Here is a 15666-nt window from a genome sequence, read left to right on the forward strand (position 1 = left end):
AGGATCAAACTCTCCGTTGAAGACTCTAGATTTGCCACCGAAGCAGCGAATCAGAAGTATCTCGAACCAGAGTCCGAAAACCTAACTTAAACGCCAGCCAGAAAATTAGCTGACAAAAATGTCCGACCCTCACACGGGGGGCGAAGATCGGAACCAAAATAAATATTTGGCACTGACATTCATCGACACACTATTGAGTTCTCAAAGAACACACGCACTCACCATCTCCCAGATTTTCATCTGTTCGATCGGCGAGGCAACTTTTCCAGCTTAGCTCAACCATCGGACCCGAACCAAATCGGGGTCTCGGTCGAACCAGTGTGATCGTCAGGCGCTCCCCGTACTACCTCGTTGTCCCCTTGCCTTTCGGCCCGGGGTTGGTGTCCGTGTCGCTCTGACCTGGAATAAGTTACGTGGCGGTTGATTCTATGTCAAATCGCCTGGTCAGGAAGGTCTTTCGGATGTACGGCCGACTACGCCGGCGTGCCGACCCGTTCCACCTCGGCGCCCAGCGAGCGCAGGTTCTCCACGAAGTGGGGGTAGCCGCGGTCGATATGGAACACGTCGTGCACCTCGGTGACGCCGTCGGCGACCAGACCCGCGAGCACCAGACCCGCGCCGGCGCGAATATCCGACGACCACACCGGCGCACTGGACAGCCGCGGGATGCCCCGGACCACCGCGTGATGGCCGTCGGTGCGGGCGTCGGCGCCCAGGCGGATCATCTCCTCGACGAAGCGGAAGCGCGCCTCGAAGATGTTCTCGGTGATCATGGACGTCCCGTCGGCGATGGTCGCCAGACCGATCGCCATCGGCTGCAGGTCGGTGGGAAAGCCCGGGAACGGCAGGGTGGAGAAGTTCACCGCGCGCGGCCGCTCCGGTTGTTCCACCCGGAAACCGTTGGGTTCGAACGTGATTCGCGCACCCGCCGAACGCAGTTTGTCCAGCACCAGCGAGAGGTGCTTGGGATTCAGGCCGGTGACGCGCACGTCGCCCCTCGTCATCGCGGCGGCGATTCCCCAGGTCGCGGCCACGATCCGGTCGCCGATCACCTGATGGGTGGTGGGCGCGAGTTTGCGCACGCCGGAGATGGTGAGCACCGAGGTGCCGGCGCCGTCGATGCGGGCGCCCATCCGGGTGAGCATGGTGCACAGGTCGACGATCTCGGGTTCGCGCGCGGCGTTGTCGATCACCGTCTCCCCCTCCGCGAGGACCGCGGCCATGAGGATGTTCTCGGTCGCGCCGACCGACGGGAAATCCAGCCGGATGCGCGCACCCTGCAGCTCGTCGGCGCGCGCGACCAGGCAACCGTGCTCGATTTCGCTGGTCGCGCCGAGCAGTCGCAGACCGGCCTGATGCATGTCGAGTGGACGGGACCCGATCGCATCACCGCCGGGCAGCGCGACGACCGCGCGCTTGCACCGCGCCATCAGCGGCCCCAGCACGCAGACCGATGCGCGGAACTGCGTCACCGCCGGGAAGTCGGCGTGATACTTCGGCTCGGCCGGGGTGGTGATGGCGACCACCGATCCGTCGACGGTGACATCGCAGCCCAAACCGCGCAGAACCTCCGCCATCAGCGGCACGTCGAGGATGTCCGGGCAGTTGGTGATCGTCGTCGTGCCTTCGGCCAACAGCGCGGCGGCCATCAGCTTGAGGACGCTGTTCTTCGCGCCACCCACTGCGACCTCGCCGACCAGCCGACTGCCCCCGGTCACCAGAAACCGTTCACTCACGGGGGCCAGCCTAACGGGAGGGCTGGTCGGTCGCGGCCGGTCCGCCGGTCTCCGATCCCCCGGGCCGCCACAGTACGTCACCGTCCGGGTTGGCCACCCGGCCGAGGATGAACAGCAGATCGGACAGCCGATTGAGATATTTCGCGGGCAACACGCCGATGTCGTCCGGATGTGCGTCCACCGCAGCCCACGCCGCGCGTTCCGCCCGGCGCGCCACGGTGCGGGCCGTATGCAGCAGCGCGGCCAACGGCGTGCCGCCGGGCAGGATGAACGAATTCAGCGGAGCAAGTTCGGCATTGAACTCGTCACACCAGCGTTCCAGCCGGTCGATATAGGACTGGGTGATCCGCAGCGGTGGATATTTCGGATCCGGCACGACCGGGGTGGACAGATCGGCGCCGGCGTCGAACAGATCGTTCTGCACCTGGCGCAGCACCTCGGCGATGCGCGATTCCGGCCGGCCCAGGGCGAGAGCCACACCGAGCGCGGCGTTGGTCTCGTCGCAGTCGGCGTAGGCCACCAGCCGCGGATCGGTCTTCGGAACCCGGGAGAAGTCGCTCAAACCGGTGGTGCCGTCGTCTCCGGTCCGGGTATAGATCTTGGTCAGATGCACACTCATTGCTGGTGACCACCTATTTCTGGGTCAACGTCCCGGTCGGCGCCGGATGCGTTCGGAGGGCCGCGATTCGACCCAGGACAGGAATGCCGTCAGCGCCGGGCGATCCAGGGCGAGTTCATAGCTGCCGTCACCGTCGGAGACCGCGATCACGACGATGTCGTCGGTCATGATGTCGTACTCGTCGCCCACCGGAGAACGCCGATCGACCACTTCGATGCCCAGCCGCCGGATGGTCGAATCCGGTCCCACCTTCAGGCTGGTGAGTTTGTAGAAGACGAGCCGGGATTCGCCGTAGCGAATCAGGCCGTGCCGCCACCCTTGACCACCCTGCGCCGGAAGGACGCGCAGAATCGCCGCGGTTCCACCTCGGCGCAGCATGATCAGGCGATACAGCGACACCAGCGCTACGCCGACCAGCAGCAGCACCAGAATGATCAGAAGCACCATCCCGGTCCGCAATCCAGGTCCGTCCCTTCGCTTCGCCCCTGTGCCGTCGCCAGCGCCGTGCCATCCCCGAACAAGGCCGCTCCCGCAGCGAGTCTACAAACCAGGGCGCCGCGGCACACAGCCGGTACATCCGTTCCACAAACGAGGATATCGGCCGATTCGCCGATCCGGAGGAAGGTGATCAGAGGCACACTCGCACAAGGGCATTCGAAGCCCGTCAGGGTTGGCTGTGCGCGGGTTCACGATGGGTCTCGTCTTCGCCCGCCGGCATCGGGTCGCGCTCAGGACAGGGTGAAGGGCGCACCCCCGGACGGCCACCCCGGCGAGGGTGTGGCCGATTCATCACCAGCGAATTCCGACAGAAACGCCGGGTGGCGGCCCGGAGATCCGGACCGCCACACGGTTGCGCTATTCCGTTGTCGCCCTGAGGCGTTCGCGTCAGGCGCTCATCGCTTCCACCGCGCGAATTCGCGCGGTCGCCGCGTTCTGTTCCTGCTCCGAGGCATTCGGATCGGCCAGGACCGCGCGGGCGGCGTCGAGATCGATATCGCCCGCGAATTCCGCCGATTCGGCGAGAATCCGGACCGCCTCACCGGTGCACGAGAAGAAACCGCCGTGCACGGCCGCGACGATCCGCTCGCCCTCGGTGCTGTCGATAGTCACGATCCCGCCCTCGACCAGCTGGCCGAGTACGGGCTCGTGGCCGTGCAGAATACCGATCTGACCTTCCGTGGTCTGGGCGCTGACGAAACTCGCCGTCCCCGACCACAGCCGCCGCTCGATGGCGACCAGATCAACTGACATATCCGCCATGGTGGACTACTTCCCGGCGATCTTCTTCGCGGCCGCCTCGACGTCGTCCAGGCCACCGCAGGAGTTGAACGCCTGCTCCGGCAGGTGGTCGAATTCGCCCTTGCAGACCCGCTCGAAGTCGTCGATGGTCTGCTCCAGCGGCACGACCGAACCCGGCTGACCGGTGAACTTCTCGGCCACGATGAAGTTCTGGCCGAGGAACTTCTCCAGACGACGCGCCCGGCCGACCAGGACCTTGTCCTCTTCGGAGAGCTCGTCCATACCCAGAATCGCGATGATGTCCTGCAGTTCCTTGTACTTCTGCAGGATTCGCTTGACCTCGTTGGCCACCGCGAAGTGCCGCTCGCCGACGATCGAGGCCTCGAGGATTCGCGAGGTCGAGGTCAGCGGGTCGACGGCGGGGTAGATACCCTTCTGCGAAATCGGGCGGGAGAGCTCGGTGGTCGCGTCCAGGTGGGCGAAGGTGGTCGCCGGCGCCGGGTCGGTGTAGTCGTCGGCGGGGACGTAGATCGCCTGCATCGAGGTGATCGAACGACCACGGGTCGAGGTGATGCGCTCCTGCAGCTGACCCATCTCGTCCGCCAGGGTCGGCTGGTAACCGACGGCCGAAGGCATACGACCGAGCAGGGTCGAGACCTCGGAACCGGCCTGGGTGAAACGGAAGATGTTGTCGATGAACAGCAGCACGTCCTGACCCTGCACATCGCGGAAGTACTCCGCCATGGTCAGCGCGGACAGCGCGACGCGCATACGGGTGCCCGGCGGCTCGTCCATCTGGCCGAAGACGAGGGCGGTGTCCTGAAGGACGCCCATCTCCTCCATTTCCAGGTGGAGGTCGGTGCCCTCACGGGTGCGCTCACCGACGCCGGCGAATACCGACGTACCGGAGAACTCACGCGCGATACGGGTGATCATCTCCTGGATCAGAACGGTCTTGCCGACACCGGCACCACCGAACAGACCGATCTTGCCGCCCTTCACGTACGGGGTCAGCAGGTCGATGACCTTGATGCCCGTCTCCAGGATCTCGGTCTTGCCCTCGAGCTGGTCGAAGGCCGGCGGCTGACGGTGGATGCCCCACTGCTCGCCGTCGCGGCCCAGGCCCGGGGTGTCGAGGCAGTCGCCGAGGGCGTTGAACACGTGGCCCTTGGTGACGTCACCGACCGGAACCGAGATCGGCTTGCCGGTGTCGGACACCGGGACGCCGCGGACCAGGCCGTCGGTCGGCTGCATCGAAATGGTGCGAACGATGTTGTCGCCCAGATGCTGCGCGACCTCGAGGGTCAGCGTCTTGGCCACCGACGGCAGAGTGACGTCGGCGTGCAGGGCGTTGAACAGCTCTGGGATGGCGCCGCGCGGGAACTCGACGTCCACCACGGGGCCGTTGACCCGGACGACGCGGCCTGTGCCAGCGCCCGCCCGGCTTGCGTTTTCTTGCGTGACAGCTGCGGTCATTTGTTCTCTTCCATGGGGGCTAGGGCTTAGTCGCGATCCGAGGACGCAGCCAGCGCGTTCGCGCCGCCGACGATTTCACTGATTTCCTGCGTGATGTTCGCCTGCCGGATCGAGTTCGCCTGGCGAGTCAGGGTATTGACCAGCTCGGTGGCGTTATCGGTGGCAGCCTTCATTGCGGTGCGGCGCGCGGCCGACTCCGAGGCCGCGGCCTCGAGCAACGACGAGTAGATGCGGGTGTTGATGTACTTCGGCAGCAGGGCGCCGAGCAGCTTGTCCGCATCCGGTTCGAACTCGTAGAGCGAGGTGATCTTCGCGTCCGGCGAGTCGGTGAGCATGTCCTCGCCGAGTTCGAAGTTCTCGTCGATGAAGCTCACCTGGATCGGAGCGAGCCGGCGAACCTCGGGCACCTGCGACAGCATCGAGACGAAGCGGGTGTAGACGATGTGAATCTCGTCCACGCCCTCGATGGTCCCCGTGCCGCCCGGCCCCTCCACCTCGGTGTCGGAGCCCGCCATGAACACATCCACCAGGTGGTGGCATGCGGCCGAAGCGTCGGTGTAGTGCGGCTGCTGCGAGAACCCGGTCCACGAACCGGCCAGCGGGCGGTTGCGGAAGGTGTAGTACGTCAGGCCCTTGCTGCCCATCACGTACAGCACCGGCTCCTTGCCCTCGGAGCGCAGCGTCGTGATCAGTTCCTCGGTGCGCTTGAGCACGTTGGAGTTGTAGCCACCACACATACCGCTGTCACTGGTGATCACCAGGATGGCGGCGCGGCGCGGAGTGGCCCGCTCGGTGAGCAGGGGGTGGTTGAGATTCGAGGAGGCACTGGCCAATTCGCCGAGCACCTTCGTGATCTCTTCCGCGTACGGCTTCGCGGCGGCCACCCGGGCCTGGGCCTTGCTGATTCGCGAGGTCGCGATCAGTTCCTGGGCCTTGGTGATCTTCTTGATCGAGCTCACGCCACGAATACGGGAGCGCAATTCACGCAAGTTCGCCATCAGCGGTTCACACTCCCTTCGCGTATCGAATTCGTAGGCATCGTCGGACCCGGCTTACTTCTCGACGTGCTTACGGGTGACCGACAGCGACTCGACCTCTTCGTGGTCCAGTTCACCGGCGTCGGCCTCGTTGACCACTCGGCTGCCGTCGGAGGCCAGGAAGCCCTGCTTGAAGCGCTCGGTCTCGGTCTTGATCGCGTCGGCGGCCTCGCCCTCGAGGACCTTGCCACCGGCGATCGACTCGAAGGCCTGCGGCGCGGCGCGGTGCAGCGTCTCGAGCAGCTCGGAGTTGAAGCGGCGGACGTCGCCGACCGGCACCGAGTCGTAGAAGCCCGCGTCGACCAGGTAGATCGAGACGATCTGGTCCTCGACGGCGACCGGCGAGTACTGATCCTGCTTGAGCAGCTCGACCCAGCGGGCACCACGCTCGAGCTGGGCCAGCGAGGCGGCGTCCAGGTCGGAGGCGAAGGCGGAGAACGCCTCCAGCTCGCGGTAGGAGGCCAGCTCCAGACGCAGCGAACCGGCGACCTTCTTCATGCCCTTGGTCTGCGCGGCGCCACCGACACGGGAGACGGAGGTACCGACGTTGATGGCCGGGCGCACACCCTTGTTGAACAGGTCGGACTCGAGGAAGACCTGGCCGTCGGTGATGGAGATGACGTTGGTCGGAATGAACGCCGAGATGTCGTTGGCCTTGGTCTCGATGATCGGCAGACCCGTCATCGAGCCGGCGCCCATCGCGTCGGACAGCTTCGCGCAACGCTCCAGCAGACGGGAGTGCAGGTAGAAGACGTCACCGGGGTAAGCCTCACGGCCCGGCGGGCGACGCAGCAGCAGCGAGATGGCGCGGTAGGCCTCGGCCTGCTTGGACAGGTCGTCGAACACGATCAGGACGTGCTTGCCCTGGTACATCCAGTGCTGGCCGAGCGCGGAACCGGTGTAGGGCGCGAGCCACTTGAAACCGGCGGAGTCGGACGCGGGAGCGGCGACGATGGTGGTGTACTCCATCGCACCGTGCGCCTCGAGCGCGGACTTCACGCCGGCGATGGTGGAGCCCTTCTGGCCGATCGCGACGTAGATGCAGCGCATCTGCTTGGTCGGATCGCCGGACTCCCAGTTGGCCTTCTGGTTCAGGATGGCGTCGATGCAGACCGCGGTCTTGCCGGTCTTGCGGTCGCCGATGACCAGCTGACGCTGGCCGCGGCCGATGGCGGTCAGCGCGTCGATGGCGGTGATGCCGGTGGCCATCGGCTCCTCGACCGGCTGGCGCTCCAGCACGGTCGCGGCCTGCAGCTCCAGCACGCGGCGCTCGTCGGCCTCGATCTCGCCCAGGCCGTCGATCGGCTGGCCGAGGGGGTTGATGACGCGGCCCAGGAACTTGTCGCCGACCGGCACCGAGAGCACGTCACCGGTGCGGCGGACCTGCTGGCCCTCTTCGATGCCGTCGAACTCACCGAGGATGACCGCACCGATCTCGTCGGGGTCGAGGTTCAACGCGACACCCAGCACACCGCCGGGGAATTCGAGGATCTCGTTGGTCATCGCCGACGGCAGGCCGCTGACGTGCGCGATGCCGTCACTGGTGTCGGTGACCGTGCCGATTTCCTCGATGGAGGTTTCGGGGGTGTAGCTCTGGGTGTAGCTTTCGATCGCGCTACGGATCTCATCGGGGGAGATCGTCAGCTCCGCCATGGTTCTTCCTGCTCTCGCTGTGGTCTGGAATGTCGGGTGGGTGCCGGGCTCGGGGCTCGGCTAGGCCAGGGCCTGGCGCAGGCGCTGCAGTCGGCCGACGGCGCTGCCGTCGATGACGTCGTCGCCGATGCGCACGACGACACCGGCCAGCAGTGCCGGATCGACCTGCACGTGGATGGTGACCGGCTTGTCGTAGATTCGCTGCAGCGATGCGGCGAGATGCTCCCGCTGCTGCTGCGTCAGGGCCGTCGCCGAACGAACGTGCGCGACGATCTGCTTGCGCAGCGACGCCGCCAGATCGGACAGCTGGTCGAAGGCGACGCCGACATCACCGCGCGACCGGCCGACCGCCTGCTCGGCCAGCTGCATGGTGACGTCTTCGACCTTCCCGGCGAGCAGCCGCGCCAGCAGGTCGCGCTTGGCGGCCGCCGGCTTACCGCGATCGGTGAGTGCCTGCTCCAGATCCGGGTTGTCTTCGACGGTGCGGCCCAACCGGAACAACTCGTCCTCGACGGCGTCGATACGTCCGCGGTCGGCCGCGGCGCGTAACAGCGCCTCCTGCCCGAGCAGCACCAGGGTGTCGACCAGGTCTCGGGTCCGAGACCAGTCCTGGGCGACGGCAGTGGTCAGCACGGCCTGAGTGGCCGCGCTGATCTTGCCGCCGAACACGCGTTCGGCCAGTTCGGCGCGCACCGAACTCGACACCGACTTATCCGCGAGCGCCACACGCAGCGAACGCTGGTCGTCGAGCACGGCGACTACGGCGAACAGTTCGGAGCCCGTCGTGGCGGCGACGGAGTCACTCCCGGTGAGTGCGGCCGAAAGAGCTTCCCTCGCACGGGAACTCGCCTCGCGGCTCGCTGCGTACATGCTTCCCACTTTCACTGTGTTGAATTCCGGGGCCCGGAGTGGTCGGGCGCCGGTGACTTGCGTCACCGACAAGACCTCTCAGGCGCAGGTTACCTTCCGACCCCGATGCCGGCCTTCTGATCCAGCTCGGTGAGGAACCGATCGATGGACGCCGCCTGCTTGGCTTCGTCCGCCACGGACTGCCCGATGATCTTCTCGGCCAGGTCGACCGCGGTGCGGCCGAGCTCGGACCGGAGCTCGGTCACGATCTGCTGACGCTGCGCGTCGAGCTGCGCGTTTCCGGCGGAGACGATGCGATCGGCTTCGGCCTGAGCCTCCGAGCGCAACTGCGCGAGGATCTGCTGGCCCTGGGTACGCGCTTCCTCACGGATGCGCGCGGCCTCGAGCCGAGCCTCGGCCAGCTGCTGCTGGTACTGCTGCAGGGTTTCCTGCGCCTCGGCCTGCGCGGCCTCGGCCTTGGCCATGCCGCCTTCGATCTTCTCCGAGCGCTCGTCGAGCACCTTCGTCAATCGAGGAACCACGTACTTGTAGAACAGGATCCCGATGACGACAACGCACACCACCGACCAGACGATGTCGTATGGCTCCGGAATCAGAGGGTTCTTGTCCTCTGCATTCTCGGCGAGCAAGTACATGCTGTTCATCGGAATCAGAAGATGAAGCCGGCGACGAGGCCGATCAGCGCGAGGGCCTCGGTGAACGCGATACCCAGGAACATGTTGGTCCGGATGGTGCCCTGCAGCTCGGGCTGACGGGCGATGCCCTCGATCGCCTTACCGACGACGATGCCGACGCCGACACCCGGGCCGATCGCGGCCAGACCGTAACCGATAGCGCCGTAGCCCTTGACCCGATCCGAGGTCTGGGCGAGTTCGGCGGCCACGTAGGAGAGGCTCATGAGATTTCTTTCCCTTTCTGTTGCCCACCCGCCCGGCGGCCGGTGGGGCAGTTCTTGTGCGGTCGTGCGGTCAGTGCGAGTCGGCGTGCTGCGCGAGGCCGATGTAGACGGCCGTCAGGAGCGCGAACACGTAGGCCTGCAGGAAGATCACCAGGAGTTCGAACAGGGTGAATCCGAATCCCGCGAGCAAGGAGAACGGCGAGAAGATCTTCATCCACGAAGCGGCGTCGAAGAGGAAGAACTGGGTGGCGCTGAAGAACAGCACCAGCATGATGTGACCGGACAGCATGTTGGCCATGAGTCGGACGGTCAGCGTGAACGGACGCAGGATGAAGGTCGAGATGAACTCGATCGGAATCAGCAGCACGTGCAGCGCGACCGGAACATTCGGCACGACGATGGACGAGCGCATGTATTTCCAGAAGCCGTACTTGCGGATACCCACGTAGTTGAAGGCGATATAGGCGATGACCGCCAGCACCAACGGCATACCGACGCGTGCGTTCGAGGAGATGTTCAAGAACGGGATGACGCTGGAGAAGTTCAGGAACAGCACCGTGAAGAAGATCGTGGCGATCAACGGGAAATACCGGCGGCCACTTTCCTTGCCGAGCACCTCTTCGCAGATCTGCTCCCGAACGAACAGCAGACCGATTTCCGCGGCGTTCTGCAGTCCGCGCGGCACCAGGCGCGGGCTCCGGAATGCGAGCAACATGACCGCGACCAGGACTGCCGCCATGATGATGCGAATGAGCATCAAACGGTCGAGCTCGAAAGGCGTCCCCTCGAACAGCACAGCCGGAGGGAAGAAGTCTTGCAGCGAAGGCGCGTGGAACTCGCCCGCCAAAGTGGTGACGCTCAGCGTTCTCTCCCGTGTTCGGGCCGCGAGACATGTTCCATCTCGCGGTTCGATCGGACATTGACGATCAGGTGGGTCGACTCAGGTCGGCTCGAAGTTCGTCAGCAGCTGCGCGGGAAGTCCCGCCGTGGCGTCTGTACGTCGGCGACATCGTCGACGGTGCAGGGCCGGATCTTCTCACCGAAGGACCGGCACGGCAGCAAGCATAACCTCTCGCACCGGCGACGATGCGGTCGGCCCCGTTGGTTCGGATGCTTACGGTAAAGAGTTTACCAAGGTATCTACGACAACGTGTAGGGGGTCTTGTTCACACGTTCGAACGATCTTGGTCGGCGGAGCCCGCGGGCGGGTCGATCACCGGAACACGTTGGCGCAGAAGCCCGTACGTCTCGGCTCCGAGAACAATCAGCAACGCGCCCACGACGGTCAGGAAGAGGGTGCCGGGGCTGTAGAAATCGAACTGGTGCAAGATCGCGACCACGATCATCACGACCAGTATTTTGCCGATCCAGCTCGCCAGCATCACCATGCCCTGAATGCCGGAATCCAATTTCGCGCTGAACAGCACGAGCGCGGCCGTGGTGAGAATGAAGAAACCACCGATCGCGGATCCGATGAGCGCGCCCCAGAAACCGGCCCAGCCCGCGACGATCGAGCCGGCGACGACCGAAACCACCACCAGCACGCACAATCCGGCGATGCCGTAACGCAGCGCTGCTCGTAGTGGCGCGTCGGGGTGCAATTCGGGTGCCGTGCTCACGTCGAGCCACTTTACCCGTTCCTTACTTGCGGCGACCGCGGAGCCCGACCACTTCGCGCAGCGATGGGACGGCCGTCACAACCAAGGCGAAAACCAAACCCGCCGCGAACAGCAGAACCACCACGCGACGGTCCATCAAAGAGGTCCCGACGGCCGCGAATGCGAGCACGCCGACCCACAGATAGATCAACAACACCACGCGTCGGTGCGAATGGCCGATCTGCAACAAACGGTGATGCAAATGCATTTTGTCGGGAGTGGAGAAACTCACACCCGCGCGCACACGACGCACGATTGCCAGCACCAGATCCAATACCGGAATGAACATCACCGCTCCCACCAGCAACAGCGGTGACAGCAGACCCACGATGTCGCGCGGCCCGTATCCGGTGAGCGGAATTCGGCCGGACGCGCCGGTCGACACGGCGGCGAGCATCAAACCGATCAACATCGATCCGGAATCGCCCATGAATATTCGCGCCGGGTGGAAATTGTGTGGCAGAAATCCCAGACATCCGCCCGCCAGCGCCGCGGCCAGCAGGGCCGGCGGATAGCCGTCGGTGGCACCGCCCTGCTGGTAGAGCAAACCCACGGTGAACACGAAGACCGCCGCCGCGGCGATCAGCCCCAGCCCCGCCGCGAGACCGTCGAGGCCGTCCACGAAGTTCATCGCGTTGATCATGGTGACGGTGATGGCCACCGTGACCACCCAGCCCTGCAGCTGATCGAGCACGACCGTGGTGTTGCTGAACGGGTTGTAGATGGCCACCCAGCTCAGGCCCATCACGGCCATCGCCCCGGCCGCCGAGATCTGGCCCACGAACTTCGTCAGCGCGTCCAGGCCCCAGCGGTCGTCGACGATGCCGACCAGGACGATCAGCGTGCCCGCGACCAGCACGGCCGGAATGTCGCGCGGGTAGTCGAAACCGCGGCGCAGCGCCGGCAGCTGGTGGGCGAACAGCACCGCGGCCAGTACGCCCAGATAGATGCCGACCCCGCCCATGCGGGGAATCGGCTCGAGATGCACATCACGATCGCGTGGCACCGCGATGGCGCCGAAACCGATGGCCAGCACCCGAATTCCGCCGGTGGACAACATCGTCACCACCGCGGACACGAGCAGCACCAGAAGCAGCTCGCGCAGCGGGACGACCGCACCCTGACTGAAAACCATCTACCAGGCCGTCAGCGGGTGGTCTCGGGCGAGAGTTCGTCCGGCGCCATGCTCAGCACCTCGGCGACCTGCGCGACGGTCACCGCGCCGGCCCGCAGCACCCGCGGGCGGTCGCCGGTCAGGTCCACGATCGTGGAGGGCACGCCGTGTTCGGCCGGGCCGCCGTCGAGGTAGACGCCGACCTGGTTCCCGAGCTGGTGCCGCGCCTCGGTGACCGTCGTGGCGGGCGGCTGCCCGGAGACGTTCGCGCTCGATACGGCCATCGGGCCGACCTCGCGCAGCAGTTCCAGCGCGATCGGGTGCAGCGGCATGCGCAACATCACCGTGCCGCGGGCGTCGCCGAGATCCCAGGCCAGCGAGGGCGCCTGCTGCACGACCAGGCTCAGCCCGCCCGGCCAGAAGGCGCGGATCAGATCCCGTGCCTGCGGCTGCACGGAGAAGACGAGTCCGTCGATGGTGTTCCACGAGCCCACCAGCACGGGCACGGGCATGTCGCGCCCGCGCCGCTTGGCCGCCAGCAGACCGGCCACAGCCGTGGAATCGAACGCGTCCGCGGCGATTCCGTAGACCGTATCTGTAGGGATGACGGCCAGCCGTCCGGATTTCAAGGTGGTCCGCGCGGCGGTCAATCCGGCGGCACGAGAATCGGGATCGGAGCAGTCGTAGACGGTACTCACGGCGGTGAGTCTATTGAATGTGTCTCACGGCACGTTGCCCGGCTTCGCGCAAATTCTCGGCAATCCGTGCGTCAGCGAGTGCGACGGGCGGCGACGAAGCGCGGCCGGCCGGCCAGATCCGGATGTTCGACGATGTCGGAGAATCCGCCGTGCCCGGCGAACAACGCCGCGACCTGGGCACCGTGCGAGTCGTCGTGTTCGACGGCTGTCACGCCCTCGGGCCGCAGCAGCCGCGCGATGGTGGCGACCATGGGGGCGATCACCTCGAGTCCGTCCGGGCCGCCGAACAGCGCGAGATGCGGATCGTGTTCGGCCACTTCGGGATCCAGCCGCGCGCCGGTGGGGATGTAGGGCGGGTTGGCGACCACGACGTCGACGCGGCCGTTCAGCTCGGCCAGCACGTGCGCGTCGGTGACATCGCCGGCATGCAGAACGATCGGCGTATCTCCCTGCGCTGCTTGCCGATCGGCGTTGCGCTGCACCCATTGCCTTGCGGTGGCGTCGATTTCGACCGCGTGCACCTCGGCGTCGGGACGGGCGTTGGCGATCGCCAGGGCCAGCGCGCCCGATCCGGTGCACAGGTCGACGACGATCGGGGGGTGCTCGTGGCCGGCCGCCTCGAGCTGGGCCAGCGCCCACGCGAAGATCAGCTCGGTCTCCGGTCGCGGAATGAAGACGCCGGGGCCCACCGCCAGATCCACCTCGCCCATGGAGGCGGCGCCGGTCAGATGCTGCAGCGGCACCCGCTCGGCCCGGCGAGCCACCAGTTTGTGGAACCGTTCGAGCTGTTCCGGTGTGACCATCGGGATCAGCGCCAGGCGCGAACGCTCGACCTCGAGGACGAAAGCGGCCAGGAATTCCGCGTCGATCTGCGGGCTGTGCACCCCGGCCGCCGCGAGCGTGCGGGCCGCGTCGAGGATCGCGGGTCGCAGCGGCAGCCGGTGCTTGCCCGCCTCACCCGGGTCCGGCATCATTCCGCCGCGAGCCGGGCGGTGCGGTCGGCTTCGCCCAGAGCGTCCAGCAGCGCGTCCAGTTCGCCGTCCAGCACCGAATCCAGATTGTGGGCCTTGAAGCCGATGCGGTGGTCGGTGATGCGGTTCTCGGGGAAGTTGTAGGTGCGGATGCGCTCGGAGCGGTCGACCGTGCGGATCTGTGACGCGCGGCCCGCGGCCGCGTCGGCCTCGGCCTGTTCCTCGGCCAGGCTCTGCAACCGCGCCGAGAGCACCTGCATCGCGCGGATCTTGTTCTGCAGCTGCGAACGCTCGTTCTGGCAGGTCACAACGATCCCCGTGGGCAGGTGCGTGATGCGGACCGCGGAGTCGGTGGTGTTGACGCCCTGGCCGCCCTTACCGGAGGAGCGGTAGACGTCGATGCGCAGATCGGATTCATCGATCTGGACCTGTTCGACCTCGTCGGGTTCGGGGTAGATCAGCACGCCCGCCGCCGAGGTGTGGATGCGGCCCTGCGATTCGGTGACCGGCACGCGCTGCACGCGATGGACCCCGCCCTCGAACTTCAGCCGGGACCAGACGCCGTCGCGACTGGGCTCGCGGCTCTTGATCGACAGCGTCGCCTCCTTGTATCCGCCCAGGTCGGACACGTTGGCGTCGAGTACTTCGACTTTCCAGCCGTGGCGTTCGGCGTAGCGGATGTACATGCGGGCCAGATCGGAGGCGAACAGGGCCGACTCCTCGCCGCCCTCCCCCGACTTCACCTCGAGCACGACGTCGTCGGCATCGTGCGGATCGCGCGGGGCGAGCAGATCGGTGAGCGTCTTCTCCAGTTCCTCGACCTGCTGTTCGAGGCCGGGCACCTCGGCGGCGAAGGACGAGTCGTCGGCTGCCAGCTCCCGGGCGGCGGCCAGATCGTCGCGTGCCGCGGTGAGCTTGGTGTAGGTCGACATGATCGGCGCCAATTCGGCGAACCGCTTACCGACGCGACGGGCCTCACCGGGATTGTTGTGCAGCGCCGGATCCGACAGCTGGGTTTCCAGGCCGGCGTACTCGGCGAGAATGTCGTCGATGGCGGATGGGGCCGTGATCTTGTCGGCCATGGCGGTTATGCCTCCTGCTGGGAGCTTTCGGTCACCTATAAACGCACCAACGCCCGGCCTGCGAATGCAGGACGGGCGTTGGCGGGGCAGCTACTTGGCTTCCGAACCCTCGGCCTTCTTGGCGCGCTTGCCGTAGCGGGCCTCGAAGCGGGCGACGCGACCGCCGGTGTCGAGGATCTTCTGCTTGCCCGTGTAGAACGGGTGGCACTGCGAGCAGACCTCGACGGTGATGTGGCCCGACTCCTTGGTGCTGTGAGTCTGGAAGGTGTTGCCGCAACCGCAGACAACGGTGGTCGGCACGTATGCCGGGTGGATTCCTGCCTTCATGGGTGTCCTCTCGATCTGGCCCCGGGTCGCCCCGGCCCACGGCTGTATCTGCCGTGCTGCCGTGCTGGACGTGAACCGGAACCGACTAGGCGGGATGGTCTGCCGATCGCAGACGCACCGACGGTCCAGTATGCCAGAACCGCCGATACGCACTCACAACGCACCCCGCACCGGATTTGTTCCGGCATCGGCGCGCCCCGGAAGGCGGCACACCCCAAGGAAGTGACGGCACGCGAACTCGCGATTCTCGAGCCACCCTGAAAACGAGTAGTCGGCTACTCGGGAATA

At 66.1% G+C, this 15666-nt stretch carries 17 protein-coding genes; all 17 read right to left on the bottom strand.

Annotation, left to right across the window (positions count from 1 at the left end):
- Positions 1 to 473 precede the first annotated feature (473 nt).
- The 17 genes from murA to rpmE all read right to left on the bottom strand — a co-directional run bounded on the left by murA (position 474) and on the right by rpmE (position 15378).
- The gene (gene murA / locus IG65_RS0129760) at positions 474 to 1736 is read right to left on the bottom strand and encodes a UDP-N-acetylglucosamine 1-carboxyvinyltransferase (protein WP_030518271.1); all 1263 of its coding nucleotides are present in this window, start codon (positions 1734 to 1736) and stop codon (positions 474 to 476) included.
- A 10-nt stretch (positions 1737 to 1746) separates the two neighbouring features.
- Positions 1747 to 2355 (bottom strand): cob(I)yrinic acid a,c-diamide adenosyltransferase, encoded by a 609-nt coding sequence (locus IG65_RS0129765; protein WP_051757219.1) that lies wholly within the window; start codon positions 2353 to 2355, stop codon positions 1747 to 1749.
- A gap of 24 nt (positions 2356 to 2379) precedes the next feature.
- Positions 2380 to 2802: a DUF2550 domain-containing protein gene (locus IG65_RS0129770; protein ID WP_030518273.1), complete on the bottom strand. Its 423-nt coding sequence runs from the start codon at positions 2800 to 2802 to the stop codon at positions 2380 to 2382.
- Positions 2803 to 3240: 438 nt separating this feature from the next.
- Positions 3241 to 3615, bottom strand: coding sequence for a F0F1 ATP synthase subunit epsilon (locus IG65_RS0129775; RefSeq protein ID WP_030518274.1), 375 nt, complete (start codon positions 3613 to 3615; stop codon positions 3241 to 3243).
- 6 nt (positions 3616 to 3621) lie between these two features.
- Positions 3622 to 5070, bottom strand: coding sequence for a F0F1 ATP synthase subunit beta (gene atpD / locus IG65_RS0129780; RefSeq protein ID WP_030518275.1), 1449 nt, complete (start codon positions 5068 to 5070; stop codon positions 3622 to 3624).
- Positions 5071 to 5096: 26 nt separating this feature from the next.
- Positions 5097 to 6068 carry a F0F1 ATP synthase subunit gamma gene (locus IG65_RS0129785; RefSeq protein WP_030518276.1) on the bottom strand — a complete coding sequence of 324 codons (972 nt, stop codon included), beginning with the start codon at positions 6066 to 6068 and terminating at the stop codon, positions 5097 to 5099.
- Positions 6069 to 6122: 54 nt separating this feature from the next.
- Positions 6123 to 7760 (bottom strand): F0F1 ATP synthase subunit alpha, encoded by a 1638-nt coding sequence (gene atpA / locus IG65_RS0129790; RefSeq protein WP_030518277.1) that lies wholly within the window; start codon positions 7758 to 7760, stop codon positions 6123 to 6125.
- Positions 7761 to 7820: 60 nt separating this feature from the next.
- Positions 7821 to 8630, bottom strand: a complete 810-nt coding sequence (locus IG65_RS0129795) for a F0F1 ATP synthase subunit delta (RefSeq protein WP_030518278.1) — start codon at positions 8628 to 8630, stop codon at positions 7821 to 7823.
- A gap of 89 nt (positions 8631 to 8719) precedes the next feature.
- A complete protein-coding gene (locus IG65_RS0129800) occupies positions 8720 to 9274 on the bottom strand; it encodes a F0F1 ATP synthase subunit B (protein ID WP_036526120.1) in 555 nt (184 codons plus the stop codon).
- A gap of 5 nt (positions 9275 to 9279) precedes the next feature.
- Positions 9280 to 9528, bottom strand: coding sequence for an ATP synthase F0 subunit C (locus tag IG65_RS0129805; protein WP_025347580.1), 249 nt, complete (start codon positions 9526 to 9528; stop codon positions 9280 to 9282).
- Between the two features lie 70 nt (positions 9529 to 9598).
- The gene (atpB, locus tag IG65_RS0129810) at positions 9599 to 10324 is read right to left on the bottom strand and encodes a F0F1 ATP synthase subunit A (RefSeq protein WP_030518280.1); all 726 of its coding nucleotides are present in this window, start codon (positions 10322 to 10324) and stop codon (positions 9599 to 9601) included.
- Positions 10325 to 10694: 370 nt separating this feature from the next.
- Complete coding sequence (locus tag IG65_RS0129815; RefSeq protein ID WP_307617820.1) at positions 10695 to 11072, bottom strand: hypothetical protein; 378 nt, start codon at positions 11070 to 11072, stop codon at positions 10695 to 10697.
- 97 nt (positions 11073 to 11169) lie between these two features.
- The gene (locus tag IG65_RS0129820) at positions 11170 to 12321 is read right to left on the bottom strand and encodes an MraY family glycosyltransferase (protein ID WP_030518282.1); all 1152 of its coding nucleotides are present in this window, start codon (positions 12319 to 12321) and stop codon (positions 11170 to 11172) included.
- Positions 12322 to 12332: 11 nt separating this feature from the next.
- Complete coding sequence (locus IG65_RS0129825) at positions 12333 to 12998, bottom strand: L-threonylcarbamoyladenylate synthase (RefSeq protein WP_030518283.1); 666 nt, start codon at positions 12996 to 12998, stop codon at positions 12333 to 12335.
- 71 nt (positions 12999 to 13069) lie between these two features.
- The gene (gene prmC, locus IG65_RS0129830) at positions 13070 to 13969 is read right to left on the bottom strand and encodes a peptide chain release factor N(5)-glutamine methyltransferase (protein WP_030518284.1); all 900 of its coding nucleotides are present in this window, start codon (positions 13967 to 13969) and stop codon (positions 13070 to 13072) included.
- Positions 13969 to 15051, bottom strand: coding sequence for a peptide chain release factor 1 (prfA, locus tag IG65_RS0129835; RefSeq protein ID WP_030518285.1), 1083 nt, complete (start codon positions 15049 to 15051; stop codon positions 13969 to 13971). Before prfA ends, prmC begins: the two co-directional genes overlap by 1 nt.
- A 90-nt stretch (positions 15052 to 15141) precedes the next feature.
- A complete protein-coding gene (gene rpmE, locus IG65_RS0129840) occupies positions 15142 to 15378 on the bottom strand; it encodes a 50S ribosomal protein L31 (protein ID WP_030518286.1) in 237 nt (78 codons plus the stop codon).
- Positions 15379 to 15666 lie beyond the last annotated feature (288 nt).

This window comes from Nocardia sp. NRRL WC-3656 (assembly GCF_000720265.1).
Lineage (GTDB): Bacteria > Actinomycetota > Actinomycetes > Mycobacteriales > Mycobacteriaceae > Nocardia > Nocardia nova.